The sequence below is a fragment of the Mesorhizobium cantuariense genome, assembly GCF_042647205.1.
Lineage (GTDB): Bacteria > Pseudomonadota > Alphaproteobacteria > Rhizobiales > Rhizobiaceae > Mesorhizobium > Mesorhizobium cantuariense.
In genome coordinates this window covers 7,803,000-7,820,302 of the sequence record NZ_JBHRVD010000001.1, presented here as the reverse complement: position 1 = coordinate 7,820,302, position 17,303 = coordinate 7,803,000, and the positions used below count along the sequence as shown (strand labels likewise).

Genomic DNA, 17,303 nt, shown 5'->3' with positions numbered 1-17,303 from the left:
GCGCCGTTGATATTCAGGTCAGCGTGCGCAGCCGCGCCTTGGCGGCACGGCCGATGGCAGCGACCGTCAGCGTGTCGAGATCGAGCTGACGACGGATCAGCTGCAGCACCCGTACTTCTTCCATGCGCATTTCAAGATCGACAGCGGCCACCTCGAAGGCTGCGGCGTAGGCGGTGTCGCGCAAGCGCTCGGGCAGGGCATCGGCGACTTCAGCCAGCACGCCTTCCAGCCCATCCTTCTCGTGCAGGCGCTTCTGGCAAGCCTGGGCGACGCCAACCAGCCGCTCGTGGTCGAAATCCTCGAACACCGGCCATGAGCGCACGACGTCGCCGATCCTGGCCAGTTCGACATCGGTCATGTCGCGATCGGAGGCCGAGGTGATGACCATCAGGTAGATCAGGGCTTCATGCGGCGTCGGCAATTTTTTCTCCTTGAACCAAGCTTCGAAGGTAGGAACGCGATATCTGCACCGCAAGGAAAAAGCACCGCACGCGTTGACGCTCCGGCTACGCACGCCTAGAGACCGGTTGAAAAAAACTGCTCCGGCCCCGCCTTCGAATGATTTGGGCTGGCGAATGATTTGGAAAACAGTGACATGGCGGGATCAAACATCATCGATCTCAATCCCGAGGTGCTGGCGGCTGCGACCGAGAGCAAGGCATGGCCGTTCGAAGAAGCCAAAAAGATCATCGAACGCTACAAAGGCGCCGACTTTCCCCAAACAGTCCTGTTTGAGACCGGCTACGGACCGTCCGGCCTGCCGCATATCGGCACGTTCGGCGAGGTGGCGCGCACGTCGATGGTGCGCCATGCCTTCCGCGTCCTGACGAAAGACAAGGTTGCCACCAAGCTGCTGTGCTTTTCCGACGACATGGACGGCATGCGCAAGATACCCGACAGCGTACCGGATCGCGCGGCACTCGAGCCGCATTTGCACAAGCCGCTCTCATCCGTCCCCAACCCCTTCGGCGGCGACTATGCCAGCTTCGCCGACCACAACAACGCGATGCTTTGCCGCTTCCTCGACACGTTCGGCTTCGACTACGAATTCGCCAGCGCGACGCAATATTATAAGTCGGGCCGCTTCGATGCGATGCTGCTGCGCGCCGCCGAACGGTATGACCAGATCATGGCGGTGATGCTGCCGACGCTCGGCTCCGAGCGGCAGGCGACCTACAGCCCGTTCCTGCCGATTTCACCGAAGAGCGGCCGCGTGCTTTACGTGCCGATGAAGCATGTCGACGCCGAGGCCGGCACCATCACCTTCGACGACGAGGGCACCGAGACCACGCTTTCGATCACCGGCGGCCGCGTGAAGCTGCAATGGAAGCCGGATTTCGGCATGCGCTGGGCAGCGCTTGGCGTCGATTTCGAGATGTTCGGCAAGGACCACCAGACCAATGCGGTGGTCTACGACCGCATCTGCGACATTCTCGGCGGACGGGCGCCGGAGCATTTCGTCTACGAACTGTTCCTCGACGAGAACGGCCAGAAGATCTCGAAGTCGAAGGGCAACGGGCTGACCATCGACGATTGGCTGACCTATGCGCCGACCGAAAGCCTCGGGCTCTACATGTACCAGCGGCCACGGCAGGCCAAGAAGCTGTATTTCGACGTCATCCCGCGGGCCGTGGACGAATATTATACCTTTCTCGCCGCATATCCCCGGCAGGACTGGAAGGAACGGCTGGGCAATCCGGTCTGGCATATGCATGACGGCAACCCGCCCGCCATCGACATGCCGGTGCCGTTCTCGCTGCTGCTCAATCTGGTCAGCGCCTCCAACGCGCAGAACAAGGATGTGCTGTGGGGCTTCATTTCGCGCCACACGCAAGGCGTGACGCCAAAGACGCATCCCGAACTCGACCAGCTGGTCGGCCACGCGATCCGTTATTTCGACGATTTCGTGAAGCCGACGAAAACCTTCCGCCCGGCCGACGAGATCGAGCGCGAGGCGCTGGCAGCCCTCGACACGGCACTTGGCGCGCTGCCGGCGGACGCCAATGGTGAAGCGATCCAGAACGCTTCGCTCAACGTCGCGCGCAGGATCGAACGCTATCAGGATCATTCCAAGCAGAGCCCGGAAGGCGGCCCCGGCGTATCGGGTGCCTTCTTCCAGATGATCTATCAGGTGCTGATCGGCCAGGAGCGCGGCCCGCGCTTCGGATCGTTCGCCGCGCTCTATGGCATCGCCGAGACGCGGGCGCTCATTGAGCGGGCGCTGGCTGGTCAGCTGGCTTGAGCACGCCGTCGACCTCTTCCAGGATCGAACTCGGCGCCTGAGGCGCCGGGCTCGGGGCGGCCGGCATCGCCGGCAGGCCGGACAGGTTCGGCGCCGACCCGAAAATGCCCTTCTTCGCCGTGCGTGCCTTGTCGCCGGCCTCGACATAGGGTCCAGCCTTGGCGGCGCGCGCCCAGCCGTTTTCGACCAGCCATTGGCCGACATCCTGCTTGCCGATCCGGCATTCGGCGGCGATCAGGTCGCGGCCGCCCTCGGGCGGCACGGTGCAGACCACCGCGCGGCCACGCAGGAAGGCGCGGAACGCTGTCCGCGCGCGGACACCACACGGCCAGGATTTGCCGTCCTCGCTGCAGGTCTCGTCCTGCCTGACGATGTCGATGCCGGACACCGCGACCGAGTAGCCCTTCGCCTCGATCAGGCCGGCGGCCGGCGCAACCGGCTGGAACAGCTTTGTGCCGTTCCAATCGTCGGGCATTTTCGGCTTGGGCGGCACGGCCAGCGCAAGCTTGCTCAACGGCTCGCGCGGCTCGACCCGTTCAAGCCCCTCGGCGGGCTGTTCCGGTGGGGCAACGATTTCGGGATCGATCGCCCTCGAATGCGGCGCCGGCTTTGGCGGCTGCGGAGCTGCTATGGCTGAGGTGGCCGGCTCCTCGGGTACCGTTTCTGCACCCTGCCGCGAGATCGTATCGGCGCCCGGATCAAGCTGGTCCACGGTGACGACGCTTTCACTTCCCTTCAGCGTGCGTCCGCCAGCGACGACCATGGCGGCCATCACCGGGACCATCAAAACCGCCAAGGCATGATGAAGGAGCCGCACCAGCCGGACCTACTGGCTTGCCCAGACAATCCGCGCCACCCATTCGACATCGCGCATGGGAATATCGCGGTCGGGATGATCGGGATTGAGCGAGACCAGCGCAATCGACTTGACGGTCTGGCGCTCGAGCACCTTGGCCATCACCTCTCCGGCCGTGGTCTTGACGACGACGCGATCGCCCTTGCGGGTGATGGCGCCCGGTTCGACGATGAGGACGTCGCCATTGCGGTAGAGCGGCAGCATGGAATCGCCCTGCACCTGCAGCGCATAGGAACTTTCGGTCGATTGCGCCGGCAGTTCGACCAGATCCCAGCCCTGCCCGGCCGGAAAGCCGGCATCGTCGAAGAAGCCGCCGGCGCCGGCCTGGGCAAAGCCGAGCAAGGGCACGGAGCGTCTGCGGACGACCGAAGCGGCATGACCGGCCCGGCCTTCGATCAGACCGGTGAATTCGTCGAGCGAAGCGCCCGTCGCCTCAATGATCTTGGCCAGTGATTCGGTCGAAGGCCAGCGCGGCCGACCATCCGACGACAGACGCTTCGACTTGTTGAAAGCGGTGGAATCGAGCCCCGCGCGCTTGGCAAGGCCCGAGGCCGAAAGCGAATAGCGCTCGGCAAGAGCATCGATGGCGGCCCAGACACGGTCATGCGAGAGCACGTCTTGCTCTCCTTCAATGCAGGAAAAAATACCTTTCCCGTTCTAACCCCGGACCACCATCTTGTCCACAGTCCAAGGCCAGCTCACGCCGCCTTCTTGGTCTCGTCCTTGGCGTAGGGGTCGAAGCGCTGGTAGAAGGTTTCGCCCTTCTCGGCCATGTCGAGCAGCAGTTTGGGCGCCTTGAACTCGGCGCCATATTTCTTCTGCAGGCTCTTGGCGATCTTGACGAATGCCTTGGCGCCGATGCCGTCGATGTAGGACAGCGCGCCACCGGTGTAGGGCGCGAAACCAAAGGCGAGGATCGAGCCGACATCGGCCTCGCGTGGGTCGGTGACGATGCCTTCTTCCATCACCCGGGCCGCTTCCAGCGCGATGGTGACCAGCAGTCGCTGCTGCAGCTCCTCATAATCGACCTTCTCGGGCGCAAGCTGCGGATAGAGGTCCTTGAGGCCCGGCCACAGCTTCTTCTTGGCCGGCTTGGCGGGATAATCGTAGAAACCCTTACCGTTCTTGCGGCCGGAGCGGCCGTGATCGTCGACCATGGTGTTGATCAGCGCCATCTGCTTCGGGTCGACCGCCTTGTCGCCGATATCCCTGATGGTCTGCTTCATGATCTTCTGGGCAAGGTCGATGGCCGTCTCGTCGGTCAGCGCCAGGGGACCGACCGGCATGCCGGCGGCTTTCGCCGCATTCTCGATCATCGGCGCCGGGACACCTTCGATCAGCATCTTGTAGGCTTCCGACATGTAGCGCAGCACGCAGCGGTTGACGTAGAAGCCGCGCGTGTCGTTGACGACGATCGGCGTCTTCTTGATGGCACGGACGAAATCGATCGCCGTGGCCAGCGCCTTGTCGCCGGTCTTCTTGCCCAAAATGATCTCGACCAGCATCATCTTGTCGACCGGCGAGAAGAAATGGATGCCGATGAAATTCTTCGGCCGCGCCGAATTCTTGGCCAGCGACGAGATCGGGATGGTGGAGGTGTTCGACGCGAAGATCGCCGATGGCTTCAACACGGCTTCCGCCTGTTCGGTGGCATTCTTCTTGACGCCTGAATCCTCGAACACTGCCTCGACCACCAGATCGCAACCGGCAAGGTCGGCATAGTCGGCCGTCGGCGTGATCAGCGACAGCAATTTGTCCTTGTCCTCCGGCTTGGCGCGGCCCTTCTTCACCTGATCCGAGATCAGGCCGTCGGAATGCGCCTTACCCTTGGCGGCCGACTCCATGTCGCGGTCGAGCAGCACCACCGGGATGCCGGCCTTGGCGGTGACATAGGCAATGCCGGCGCCCATGAAGCCGGCGCCGAGAATGCCGATCTTCTTGAATTTGGTTTCGGGCACGCCGGCCGGGCGGCGGGCGCCCTTGTTCAGTTCCTGCAGCGATACGAACAGCGAGCGGATCATCGCCGCCGCTTCCTTGGTCTGCATGATCTCGGTGAAATAGCGCTGCTCGATGCGCAAGGCGGTGTCGAACGGCACCAGCAGGCCTTCATAGACGCATTTGAGGATCGCGGCGGCGGCCGGATAGTTGCCGTAGGTCTCGCGACGCAGGATGGCGATGGCCGGCGGCCACAGATTGAAGCCAGCGGGCGAATAGATCTGGCCGCCGGGCAGCTTGAAACCCTTCTCGTCCCAGGGTGCAACGGGCTTCAGGCCATTCCTGATCATCGCCTTAGCGGTCTCGACCAGTCTGGCAGGCTCGGCGATCTCATGGATCAGACCCATCGACTTGGCCTTCTGCGGCGACAGCGTCTGGCCGGAAGTCAGCATCTGCAGCGCCTGCTGCTGGTCGGTCAGCCGCGGCACGCGCTGGGTGCCGCCGGCGCCCGGGAAGATGCCGATCTTCACCTCGGGAAGCGCCATCCTGACCTTGTCGCTATCGGCGGCGACGCGGCCATGACAGGCAAGCGAAAGCTCAAAGGCGCCGCCCATGCATGTGCCGTTGATCGCCGAAACCCACGGCTTGCCCGAGGTTTCCAGCTTGCGGAACAGGCCAGTCATGTAGCCGGCATTGTCGAACAGCGCCTTGATCGCCTTTTCCGGGTCCTTGCCCTTTTCGGCAGCGTAGGTCGTCAGCATCTTCTGCAGCATTGTGATGTCGGCACCGCCGGAGAAAGTGTCCTTGCCGGAGGTGATCACCGCGCCCTTGATGGCGGCGTCACCCGCCACCTTGTCGACGATGGCGTTCAATTCCCGCATCGCCTCTTCGGTGAAAACATTCATCGAGCGGCCAGGCATGTCCCAGGTGACCAGCGCAATGCCGTCGGCGTCGATGTCGAGGTTGAAATTGGTGTAGCTCATCGTTTCTCTCCCCGTCAGACGCGTTCGATGATGGTTGCGGTGCCCATGCCGGCGCCGATGCACAGCGTCACCAAAGCGGTGTTGAGATCGCGGCGCTCGAGTTCGTCCAACACAGTGCCGAAGATCATCGCCCCGGTGGCGCCGAGCGGATGGCCCATGGCGATGGCACCGCCATTGACGTTGATCTTGTCGTGCGAAATGTCGAACGCCTGCATGTAGCGCAGCACCACAGAGGCGAAGGCTTCGTTGAGTTCGAACAGGTCGATGTCGGACAGCTTCATCTTGGCGCGCTTCAACAGCTTCTCGGTGACGTCGACCGGGCCGGTCAGCATCAGCACCGGTTCGGAGCCGATGTTGGCGAAGGTGCGGATGCGGGCGCGCGGCTTCAGCCCCATCGCCTTGCCGGCCTTCTTCGAACCGAGCAGCACGGCGGCGGCGCCATCGACGATGCCGGACGAATTGCCGGCATGGTGGACGTGGTTGACCTCTTCCACCTCGGGATGCTTCTGCACGGCAACCGCATCGAAGCCGCCCATTTCGCCAGGCATGACGAAGGACGGGTTGAGCGAGGCCAGCGACTGCATGTCGGTCGACGGGCGCATATGCTCGTCATGGTCGAGGATGGTCAGGCCGTTCTGGTCCTTGATCGGGATGACGGACTTCTTGAAGCGGCCATCGGCCCAGGATTTTGCGGCACGCTTCTGGCTCTCGACCGCATAGGCGTCGACGTCGTCGCGGGAGAAGCCGTATTTGGTGGCGATCAGGTCGGCCGAGATGCCTTGCGGCACGAACCAGCCAGGCATGCCGACCGAAGGATCCATGAACCAGGCGCCGCCGGAGGCGCCCATGCCGACGCGCGACATCGATTCGACGCCGCCGGCGATGACGATCTCATCGGCGCCTTGTGCGATCTTGGCAGCGCCGAAATTGATGGCATCCAACCCCGAAGCGCAGAAGCGCGAGATCTGCATGCCGGGCGCCCTGGTGTCGTAGCCGGCCTCGAAGGCAGCAGCGCGCGGAATGACCGAACCCGCCTCGCCGACCGGATCGACGCAGCCGAAGATGATGTCGTCGACATTGCCGGTGTCGAGCCCATTGCGGTCGCGCAGCGCCTCGAGCGTCTTGGCGGCAAGCCGCACCGCCGGCACCTCGTGCAGCGATCCATCCTTCTTGCCCTTGCCGCGCGGCGTGCGCACGGCGTCATAGACATAAGCTTCGGTCATTGTTTTGCTCCTTGGGTTTATCGAACGGCTTTAGACTGATGCATGTCGATTTCCCAAAACCGGGACCACTTTTGAGCGACATGCATTAGAGCGAGCGTCCGATCAGCAATTTCATGATCTCGTTGGTGCCGCCGTAGATGCGCTGGACGCGAGCGTCGCGGAACATGCGGGCGATCGGATATTCATTCATGTAGCCATAGCCGCCATGCAATTGAAGGCATTCGTCGACGACTTTTCCCTGCAGGTCGCTGAGCCAGTACTTGGCCATCGACGCGGTCACCGGGTCGAGGCCGCCGGCGATGTGACGGGTGACGCAATCATTGTAGAAGACACGTCCGATGGTCGCCTCGGTCTTCAGCTCGGCCAGCTTGAACTGGGTGTTCTGGAAATCGATGATCGCCTTGCCGAACGCCTTGCGCTCCTTGACGTAGTCGATGGTCAGCGCCAGCGCCCGCTCGATCATGGCAATCGCCCCGGTGCCGATCTGCAGCCGCTCCTGCGGCAGTTGCTGCATCAGTTGGACGAAGCCCTGCCCTTCCTCGTGACCAAGCAGGTTGGAGGTTGGTACGCGCATATCGTTGAAGAACAGCTCCGACGTGTCGTTGGCCTTCAAGCCGATCTTGTCGAGGTTACGGCCGCGCTCGAACCCTTCGACCTCATCGGTCTCGACGACGATCAGCGAGGTGCCCTTGGCGCCCTTCTCCGGATCGGTCTTGGTGACGACGATGATGAAGTTCGCAAGCTGGCCGTTGGTGATGAAGGTCTTGGAACCATTGATCTTGTACTGGTTGCCATCCTTCTGCGCCCGCGTCTTGACGCCTTGCAGATCGGAGCCGGCGCCGGGCTCGGTCATGGCGATGGCGCCGATCAGCTCGCCGGTCGCCAGCTTCGGCAGCCATTTCTTCTTCTGCTCCTCGGAGCCGTAATGGAGGATGTAGGGGGCGACGATCGAATTGTGCAGGCCGATGCCGAAACCGTCGACACCGACATGGCCAATGGCCTCGATGATGGCGCTCTCATGCGCGAAGGTGCCGCCCGAGCCGCCATATTCTTCCGGCATCGAAGCGCAGAGCAGGCCGGCCGCACCGGCCTTCAGCCAGCTTTCGCGATCGACCATCTCGTTCTTCTCGAACTCGTCGTAGCGCGGCGCGATCTCTTCCGACATGAAGCGGTGCGCCATGTCGTAGAGCATGCCGACCTCATCCGCCGCCCAAGCGGGCTTGGGGAGGTTCAGGATTTCGGCGGGGCTGGTCATGTTTGTATGATACTCCTCCCAGAGCGCATCTTCAGAGTTGAGGTCGGCGCGCTTCACGCAGGACCCCACCCGGCCCTTCGGGCCACCCTCCCCTCAAGGCATATGCGCTAAGATAGGTGTTGCAGTGGGGAATCGGTTGTGATTCTACGCTGCGATGACTCACGAATCGCTTGTAGATGACGGCTGGGCCGAGACGATTGAGCTCCTCGGCGGTGAAGAGTTGATTGCAGGGAGTGCCCGCGAGACGAAGGCGTTTCTGCGGCCGCGGGGCGTCAGGTCGGCTACTGATCTGTTGCGCCTGACACTGGCTTACTGCCTTGGCAAGGTGGGCATGCGGGGCGTCGTGGCCTGGGCGGCGGCAAGCGGGATCGCCGACATCTCGGACGTGGCGTTGCTCGGCCGGCTGCGCAATGCAGGGCCGTGGCTGCAGCAGTTGATCGGGCACCTTTTGAAGCGCGAGGAGGAAGGCTTGCCTAAGGGCCGGCTGATCCGCATCCTCGATGCGACATCGGTTGCCAAGGCGGGTGTGCATGAGAAGAAGAACAATGGCCTTTGGCGTATGCACTGCGCCTTCGATCTTGAGCGCGAGCAGTTCGATTTCCTCGAGATCACCGACCAGAGCGAGGCCGAGCTGATCGACCGCGTGCCGGTGGTGCCGGGCGAGATCCGCATCGGCGACCGCGCCTATCTGCAGGCCGAGCGGATCGCAAAGGTCATGGCGCAAGACGGCGACGTTGTCGTGCGCGCGCCGTGGAAGAATGTGCGATGGCTCGACGCCAACGGCAAGGCGTTCGATCTCATCGGCCACCTGAAGAGCTGCCGGGAGGAGGTCATCGAAACGCCTGTCTGGCTGGGCCTCAAGAAGGGCGAGCCCCTGAAGATGCGCCTGATCGCCTTGCGCAAATCCGAGGCTGCGACACAAGAAGCGCGGCGCAAAATCAACAAGGAAGCCAAGGCCAAGGGCAAGCAGGTTCAACCGGAGACGCTGATTGCCGCCGGCTTTGTCATCCTTGTGACCTCGCTTGACCAGGAGGAGTTTCCCTCCGGCACAGTTCTCAAGCTCTATCGCATGCGCTGGCGCATCGAGCTCGCCTTCAAGCGTCTGAAGAGCCTGATCGGACTGCGCGCGCCTCCAGCCAAAGACCCAAGGATCGCAAAGCCTTGGATTCTTGCCCACTTCCTCATCGCGCTTGTGACCGAACCCCTTTCGCAGGAGTTGGGTGTCTCTCCCCCTTGAGCGACGGGCGCCCGCTGCTGTGGCGCGCCACCCGCCAGATCGTCGCCTCTCTGATCGCAGCGATCTTTGCTCAACCTCCCTTGGCAGCCCTGCGCCAAAATCTCCATGCCTTGCGACATCGATGGCGTGAGCCACCACGAAAGCGCAAATTTCAGTCCATGCCGAAGCTATCTTAGCGCATATGCCCCTCAAGGGGAGGGAAACCATCTTTAGAACGCTTCCGCCGGTAGGGCCATTAGCGTGTCCGCACCACTCGAAATGCGGGCGAGGTGCGCTGACGTCTCCGGCATGATCCGCTCCATGAAGAAGCGCGCCGTCACGACCTTGTTGTCGTAGAAGGACTGGGAACCGTTGGCGCCCGTCTTGCCAAGTGCCGCCTTGGCCATCTGCGCCCACATGTAGCCCAGCGCCACCAGGCCGAAGAGATGCATGTAATCGGTCGAGGCAGCGCCCGCATTGTCGGGCTTGGCCATGCCGTTCTGCACCAGCCACATGGTCGCCGCCTGCAGATCGTTGAGACCCTTCTTCAAGGCCTTGGTGAACGGCGCCATCTTTTCGTCGGCGCGGTTCTCCTCGCAGAATTCGCCGACCTCCTTGAAGAAGGCCTGCACGGCGCGGCCGCCATTCAGGCCGAGCTTGCGGCCGACGAGGTCGAGCGCCTGGATGCCGTTGGCGCCTTCATAGATCATGGCGATGCGGGCATCGCGCACGAACTGGCTCATGCCATGCTCTTCGATATAGCCGTGACCGCCGAACACCTGCTGCGCCATGACAGCGTGGTCGAACCCCTTGTCGGTGAGCACGCCCTTGACCACCGGCGTCATCAGGCCGGTGTAGTCGTCGGCGGCCTGGCGGTCCTGGTCGTCACCGGAGCGGTGGGCAATATCGGACTTGATCGCCGTCCACAGCGCCAGCGCGCGGCCGGCCTCGTTGAAGGCCTTCATGGTCATCAAGCTGCGGCGGATGTCGGGATGGACGATGATCGGGTCGGCCTTCTTGTCCGGCGCCTTCGGCCCCGACAGCGAGCGGCCCTGCAAGCGGTCCTTGGCGTAGGCAACGGCGTTTTGATAGGCGATCTCCGACAGCGAAAGCCCTTGCAGCCCGACGCCAAGGCGCGCCTCGTTCATCATCGTGAACATCGCCTTGAGGCCGCCATTGGCCTCGCCGAGCAGCGTGCCTTGCGCCTCGTCATAGTTCATGACGCAGGTCGAATTGCCGTGGATGCCCATCTTTTCCTCGATCGAGCCGCAGGAGACGGTGTTCCTGTTGCCCGGATTGCCCGAGGCGTCGAGCATGAGCTTCGGCACGATAAACAGCGAGATGCCCTTGACGCCTTCCGGCGCGCCCTCGATGCGGGCCAGCACCAGATGGACGATGTTGTCCGCCATGTCGTGCTCGCCGGCCGAGATGAAGATCTTCTGGCCTGAAATCTTGTAGGTGCCATCGCCGTCCGGCACCGCCTTGGTGCGCAGCAGGCCGAGATCGGTGCCGCAATGCGGCTCGGTCAAGTTCATGGTGCCGGTCCAGGCGCCTTCGATCATCCTGGGCAGCCATTTGGCTTTCTGCTCGTCGGTGCCATGGGTTATGATCGCGGCGATCGCGCCTTGCGTCAGGCCCGGATACATCATCAGCGACATATTGGCCGAGACCATGTATTCGGCGACGGCGGTGTGCACGGCATAGGGCAGGCCCTGGCCGCCGAACTCGACCGGTGCTGCCAGTCCCATCCAGCCGCCTTCGCGATACTGGTCGAACGCCTCCTTGAAGCCTTTCGGCGTCGTCACCGAACCATCGTCATGACGCACGCAGCCTTCCATGTCGCCGACACGGTTCAGCGGGTGCATGACGTTTTCGGCGAGCTTGGCGCCTTCGGCGAGGATCGCCTCGAGCACATCGGGTGTGGCGTCGGCAAATCCGGGAAGGTTCGAATAGCGCTGATAACCCAGCACCTCGTTGAGCACGAACAGCGTATCCTGGACCGGAGCCCTATATGTCGGCATGCTTTTCCTCCACCCTGCGAACCCGGTCCGAACGCCCCGAAGACAAGCCAGGACGGCATGCGGACCCATGTTGGGAGCGGGATAGCAAAAATTGACGTTTGCGTAAACGTCAATTTTTTCGATGCGACAATATTTCCCGCCCGTTGCGGCAATGAGCGTAGCGGCGCGGCGTCGCGCAAGCCAGCGCCGAAAGACTGTAAGGGTGGGGCCAAGACAACGAAAAGCCGCGCGGCAGAGGCCACGCGGCTTTTGATCGTCAGACAATCAGCGGATGACTTGGAGCTTGACGCAATTCCCAAGGGAAAACGCTATGCGCTTTTTCCCGGGAAAACCGTTTCACACTTTTCCTGGAATTGCCTTGGAGACATTGCCGCAATTCCGGACGGAAAACCGTTTCACACTTTTCCTGGAATTGCTTTAGCAGGCTGTTGAAAAACTGTTTTGTTCACGGAACGTATCAGAATCAGACCGAGCACAAACCAGATTCAAAACGGGTATCTCCGTCCCTTTTTCCACAGCCTGTTAGCTCGCGGCGCTCGCCTGCGGCGCCGAACGCTCAGTCAGCATCTGGCGCACCGCCGACATCGAGCCGCTCAGCTCGTTGATGGCGTCGTCGATCAGCGCCCGCTGCTTCTGCAGGCGGGCAAGCTGCTTTTCCGACTTGTCCAGAGCGAGCCTGAGCTGCTTGGTGTTTGAACCGGTCGGATCGTAGAGATCCATCATCTGCTTGACGTCGCGCAGCGAGAACCCGACCTTGCGGCCGAGCAGGATCAGCTTCAGCCGGGCCTTGTCGCGGCGCGTGTAGAGACGGGTCGAACCGTCACGCTGCGGGTTGAGCAGGCCCTTGTCTTCGTAGAAACGCAGCGTGCGCAGCGTCACTCCATATTTCTTCGCCATCTCGCCGATGCGGACAAGGTCCTCGCCGGCTTCGACGGACATATTGGTATTGGCCGCGGTCTCGCCGGCCGAGATAAGCTTCATGGTCACTGGCTTTCCCCGTCTGGTGGCGTCGCGGTCCTGGACCGTGCGTCGCCTGACTGGAAGCGGGGGCCTGCTTCCAGTCGTGGTTTCAACAAACAAATCGCAAACAGCACGCTCGACGCGCCTTTTACGTTTACGTCAATTCTATACCGATAGCCGCCTCATGACGCAAGGGCGTTCTGCGCGGCGAGCTTTATGCCGCACCGGAAAGCCGGCAGCCAACATCCTTGCAACTTATTAAGTTTGGTTAACGCGTTGTTTACCACGTTGGGGGAAATGTGGGCACGTCGGCTACCCGTGTTTATCCTGTATCGAATTTTTCACGGTTTTTCGGAGCGCGGGTGAGAACCTGGGAAGCTCGTCTTCCACCGCGGCATAGCCGCTGGTCGCCTTCGTTCCGACAGGGACTTGGGGGAACTGGCCACGAGCCAGCCATTCTGAAAGACGGACGCACCGATGAACAGCAAGCGGTCCTATCTCGATACACTCAACGCCGGCAGGCAGCGCAGGCCGCAGACCACGCTCGAGCAGTTGAACCGGTCGCTGGAGACGCTGGAGCAGCGGCTGGAGCGGACGCGCGAGGAACCGATGGCACGTCCCGACCCCCGCCAATCCGATCCCCGCCAATATGGCGTCGATGCGCGCTATCCCGCCGCCCGGCCCACTGGCCAGCAGCGCTGGTATGAGGATCCGCAGCCGGCGCCGCGCCCGAAGAGCCCGATGCAGGGAGCCGCCGCTTTCGAGCAGAATTACCAGGCCATTGCCCGCGACATCGATCGCGTGCGCGGCCAGGAAGACGGCGTTGCCATGGTCGGCAAGATCGCCGGCGAACTTCGCGGCATGCGCGAGGAGCTGCGCCACCAGATGACATCAGGGCTGCAGCGCGAATTCGAAGCGCTGCGCAAGGACATCGAGCGGGCTTTCCAGTCGGGCGCCAGGCCCGGCGCTTCGGCTAAAGGCAGTGCCGAACTCGGCCTTGAATTCGAACGGCTGTCCGGCGCCATCCAGACGCTGGCCGAGAAGAGCGACGACAGAAGCGTCAACATGCTGCGGCTCGAGCTCGAACAGGTCAAAGCCGCGCTCGACACGCTGGCACGCGAAGAGAGCGTGCAGAAGGTCGACCGCCGCTGGGACGATTTCGATCGCCGCTGGACGGCTTTCGAAGACCGCGTCGACGCCGACCAGCGCAAGCGGTCGGACGACCCGGGCCTGTCTGTTCTGACCGACCGGCTGGAGCAGATCAGCAACGCCGTCAACAACTTGCCGGAATCGCTGTCGCTGCGCTCGCTCGAGGAAAAGGTGCGCACGCTTACCGGCGCCGTCGATCACTTCGCCAGCCAGCAGGGCAATCGCGGCAGCGACACGCTTGGCATGATCGACGAGCGGCTGGATGAGATTTCCCGCGCTATTGTTGCATCGACGGTCGCGGCGCAAGCCAATTCCTTCGACCACGAGGCTTTCGAGCGCATCGAGAAGCGGATCGACTCGCTTGCCCGGCAGATCGAGGAAGTGGCACAGGATCGCCCCGGCAACGTGGTCATGGACCGGCTGAGCACACTATCCGGCCGGGTCGACGAGCTCGCCGGTCGCGCCAATCTGCCCGAGCAGGCGATGGAGCGCCTGGCCAAGCAGATCGCACTCATCGCCGACAAGATCGACCAGGCGCCCACCATGCCTGACGCCGACTACATCTTCCACGGGCTGGAACAGCGCTTCGACGTGCTGTCGGGCATGATGGAACGCCGCCAGGGTGACGCCATCGAACAGGGCAACATGCTGTTCCGCGATCTGGAGCGCCGGCTTGATGAGGTTGCCGACAGGCTGGACCAGCGGATGCCGCAGGTCGACAGCACCGGCATCATGGAAGCCATCGACGCCCGCTTCACCGCTTTGGCCAAGCGCATGGAAACGCGTGTTCCCGATCCCGCAGGCGAAGCGGCGATCCGCGGCCTGGAAAGCCGGCTCGAAGACATTTCAAGCCGGCTGGACGCGTCGGCTGCGCAGGTCGCCGGCATCGATCCGGCGCTGATCCGCAGCCTGGAGGCGCAGGTCGCCGGCCTGTCCGCCCATCTTTCCAAGCCCAGCACGCCGCTGCCGGAATTCGAGGACATCAGCCCGCGTCTCAACGAAATTGAAAAGTCGCTCGCTGGAACCCGCGATTCCATCCTTGGCGCGGCGCGCGAAGCGGCCGAGAACGCCGTGCGATCGCTGGCCGGTTCGAGCGCCAATACGACCGCTGTTTCCGGCCTCGCCCAGGATTTGAAGACGCTTGAAACGCTGACGCGGCGCTCCGACGAGCGCAATTCGAGAACGTTCGAGGCCATTCACGACACGTTGCTCAAGATCGTCGACCGGCTGGGTTCGCTCGAACCCGGCGAGCCGGTCGAGGCGATGAGCGAATTGCTGGATGCGGCGCCGGTCGAGCCGAGTAACTGGCGCGGCGCACGGCGACCCAAGATGGCCGTCGACGCGCCGTCGATGGATATCGATCAGCCCCTGCCATTGACTGGGGACATGGCCGATCTCGATGGCCGCGCCGCCGCCATCCTGCGCAATGAGCCGGGCGCTCGCAGCGACCTCGGCGCGCATAGCGGCCTGGGCACGCATAGCGGCCTGGGCACTCGCACGCCGGCCGAGGCCGCCGCTGCCGCGGCCATGGCTGCGCTCGGTTCCGACGCGATTGCCGAGAAAAGCGAACAGGCAGGCGGCCGCAAATCGTTGTTCGGCGGGCTGACCCGCGCCTTCAAGGGCAAGAAGGAGGCGGACATTCCGCCACTGGCCGGCTCTGCGCCGAGTGTGCCGACACCGAGCGTCGATCTCGACGAGCCGCTCGATCCGAATATGGCCAACCGGCCGTTGGAGCCTGGCTCCGGCGCACCTGACCTCAATGCCATCATGAAGCGCGTGCGTGACGAGCGCGGCCAGCCGGCCAAGCCCAGCGACACCGATGCCGCGAAATCGGATTTCATTGCGGCAGCCCGGCGCGCGGCGCAGGCCGCGGCCGCCGAGGCCGATGCGCTGAAGCGCCAGTCGACGATAACGGGACCGGTGAAGGCGCTGCGGATCGGCGATTTGCTCAAGGCACGGCGCAAGCCGATCCTGATGGGGACAACCGCGATCCTGCTGGCGCTGAGCGGCCTGCAACTGGGCAAGGCCTTTTTCGCCGATCCGGCGCAAGTGGCCAGCAACGACGCCGCGCCGATCGCCGCCTCGCAACCGGTGCAGACCGCCTCGCTTGATGCCGCGAGCCAGCCGAAGGCGGACGCGCAGCCCGCGGCAGTGGAAAGCGCGCCGGACCGTACCGTCCGACAGGCCGAGCCGTCCGCACCAGCAGCCAAGGACGACATGGCGGCGCAAGGCACGATGGCCACGCCGCCCGAGCCGTCGATAGATGCCGCGCCGGCCCCCGACCCGGTTCCTGCGCCCATCGCTTCGGCTACATCAGCCGATGCGAACGCTGCGTCGTCCGATACGACAGCTTCGGCGGCGGCGGCCCCTGTTGCCTCTGCCCCAGTTGTTGCAGCCCCCACGGAAGCAACCGATGCCGACACCGGCATCCAGCCGATGGCGGCTCAGCCGACCACTGCCAAGGACACCACGGGCACGGTTCCGCCGGCGGACGCTTCGCTGGCGGTGACCACGGCAAAGATCGACATTCCCGCTGACGCCGGCCCGGTCGCCTTGCGCGATGCCGCCGCCAGCGGCGATGCCAAGGCGCTGTTCGAGATCGGCTCGCGCTATGCCGAGTCGCGCGGCGTCAAGGAAGACATGGCGGCAGCGGCCAAATGGTACGAGAAGTCGGCGGAACTCGGCTTCGCGCCGGCCGAATACCGCATCGGAAATTTCTACGAAAAGGGCATCGGCGTCGCGCGCGACATCAAGAAGGCGAAGACCTGGTACCAGCTTTCCGCAGCGCAGGGCAACGCCAGCGGCATGCACAATCTGGCCGTGCTGTTCGCCATGGCCGCGGACGGCGTGACCGATAATGAATCGGCCGCGCACTGGTTTCAGGCGGCGGCCGACGTCGGCGTCAAGGACAGCCAGTTCAATCTCGGCATCCTCGCCGCCAAGGGCGTCGGCATGAAACAGAACCTCGAGGAATCCTACAAATGGTTCGCGCTCGTCGCCAAGACCGGCGACAAGGATGCCGCGGCCAAGCGTGACGAGATCGCCAATGCGCTGCGGCCCGAGCAGCTCGAACGCGCCCGCGCCGCAGCCGAACTGTGGAAGGCCAAGCCGCTGGATGCGGCAGCCAATTCGGCCGACATTCCCGAATCCTGGCAGGACGGCACGCCGCAGACGACCGCCAGCATCGACATGAAGAAGGCCGTCCAGAACATCCAGCGCATTCTCAACAAGAACGGCTACGACGCCGGCGGCGCCGACGGCAAGATGGGCCAGAAGACGAAGACCGCGATCATGGCTTTCCAGGCCGACAACAAGATGCCGGCGACCGGCGCGGTCGATGAAGAACTGGTCAAGGCGCTGCTGGCGCGCAAATAACGGCAGAGGCGTCGTTTCCACGACGCCCTTGCCACACATTCGCCTGTTAACTGATTGAGATGTTTTTTGTTTCGGCGGCGTGGCGCGG

At 63.4% G+C, this 17,303-nt stretch carries 12 protein-coding genes; 4 read left to right on the top strand and 8 right to left on the bottom strand.

All coding sequences use genetic code 11. The features are described 5' to 3' along the window. Window positions 1–13: 13 nt before the first annotated feature. Window positions 14–421 carry a tellurite resistance TerB family protein gene (locus tag ACFOJ9_RS38040; RefSeq protein ID WP_378987288.1) on the bottom strand — a complete coding sequence of 136 codons (408 nt, stop codon included), beginning with the start codon at window positions 419–421 and terminating at the stop codon, window positions 14–16. A gap of 174 nt (window positions 422–595) precedes the next feature. On the opposite strand from ACFOJ9_RS38040, the gene ACFOJ9_RS38035 reads away from it, so the two are divergent. Then, window positions 596–2,242, top strand: coding sequence for a lysine--tRNA ligase (locus tag ACFOJ9_RS38035; protein ID WP_378987285.1), 1,647 nt, complete (start codon window positions 596–598; stop codon window positions 2,240–2,242). Here the strand turns inward: ACFOJ9_RS38035 and ACFOJ9_RS38030 are convergent. From ACFOJ9_RS38030 to ACFOJ9_RS38010, 5 genes are all read right to left on the bottom strand, one after another. Beyond that, window positions 2,208–3,059, bottom strand: coding sequence for a thermonuclease family protein (locus tag ACFOJ9_RS38030; RefSeq protein WP_378987282.1), 852 nt, complete (start codon window positions 3,057–3,059; stop codon window positions 2,208–2,210). The genes ACFOJ9_RS38035 and ACFOJ9_RS38030 overlap by 35 nt on opposite strands. Window positions 3,060–3,068: 9 nt before the next feature. Then, on the bottom strand, window positions 3,069–3,713 hold the full coding sequence (locus tag ACFOJ9_RS38025; protein ID WP_378987279.1) for a S24 family peptidase: 645 nt from the start codon (window positions 3,711–3,713) through the stop codon (window positions 3,069–3,071). A gap of 83 nt (window positions 3,714–3,796) precedes the next feature. After that, window positions 3,797–6,016 carry a 3-hydroxyacyl-CoA dehydrogenase NAD-binding domain-containing protein gene (locus ACFOJ9_RS38020; RefSeq protein WP_378987276.1) on the bottom strand — a complete coding sequence of 740 codons (2,220 nt, stop codon included), beginning with the start codon at window positions 6,014–6,016 and terminating at the stop codon, window positions 3,797–3,799. Between the two features lie 14 nt (window positions 6,017–6,030). Further along, window positions 6,031–7,239, bottom strand: coding sequence for an acetyl-CoA C-acetyltransferase (locus ACFOJ9_RS38015; protein WP_378987273.1), 1,209 nt, complete (start codon window positions 7,237–7,239; stop codon window positions 6,031–6,033). A gap of 85 nt (window positions 7,240–7,324) precedes the next feature. Beyond that, window positions 7,325–8,494, bottom strand: a complete 1,170-nt coding sequence (locus ACFOJ9_RS38010; RefSeq protein ID WP_378987270.1) for an acyl-CoA dehydrogenase family protein — start codon at window positions 8,492–8,494, stop codon at window positions 7,325–7,327. A 154-nt stretch (window positions 8,495–8,648) separates the two neighbouring features. Between ACFOJ9_RS38010 and ACFOJ9_RS38005 the strand changes: the two genes are divergently transcribed. Further along, window positions 8,649–9,731 carry a transposase gene (locus ACFOJ9_RS38005; protein WP_056580349.1) on the top strand — a complete coding sequence of 361 codons (1,083 nt, stop codon included), beginning with the start codon at window positions 8,649–8,651 and terminating at the stop codon, window positions 9,729–9,731. Window positions 9,732–9,940: 209 nt separating this feature from the next. Here the strand turns inward: ACFOJ9_RS38005 and ACFOJ9_RS38000 are convergent, their stop codons facing one another. Then, complete coding sequence (locus tag ACFOJ9_RS38000; RefSeq protein WP_378987267.1) at window positions 9,941–11,731, bottom strand: acyl-CoA dehydrogenase; 1,791 nt, start codon at window positions 11,729–11,731, stop codon at window positions 9,941–9,943. 57 nt (window positions 11,732–11,788) lie between these two features. Between ACFOJ9_RS38000 and ACFOJ9_RS37995 the strand changes: the two genes are divergently transcribed. Continuing rightward, entirely contained in the window at window positions 11,789–12,163 is a 375-nt protein-coding gene (locus ACFOJ9_RS37995) for a hypothetical protein (protein ID WP_378987264.1), read from the top strand. Between the two features lie 90 nt (window positions 12,164–12,253). On the opposite strand, the gene ACFOJ9_RS37990 is transcribed toward ACFOJ9_RS37995, so the two are convergent. Next, a complete protein-coding gene (locus ACFOJ9_RS37990; protein WP_378988317.1) occupies window positions 12,254–12,712 on the bottom strand; it encodes a MerR family transcriptional regulator in 459 nt (152 codons plus the stop codon). A 456-nt stretch (window positions 12,713–13,168) separates the two neighbouring features. Between ACFOJ9_RS37990 and ACFOJ9_RS37985 the strand changes: the two genes are divergently transcribed. Further along, the gene (locus ACFOJ9_RS37985; protein WP_378987261.1) at window positions 13,169–17,215 is read left to right on the top strand and encodes a peptidoglycan-binding protein; all 4,047 of its coding nucleotides are present in this window, start codon (window positions 13,169–13,171) and stop codon (window positions 17,213–17,215) included. Window positions 17,216–17,303 lie beyond the last annotated feature (88 nt).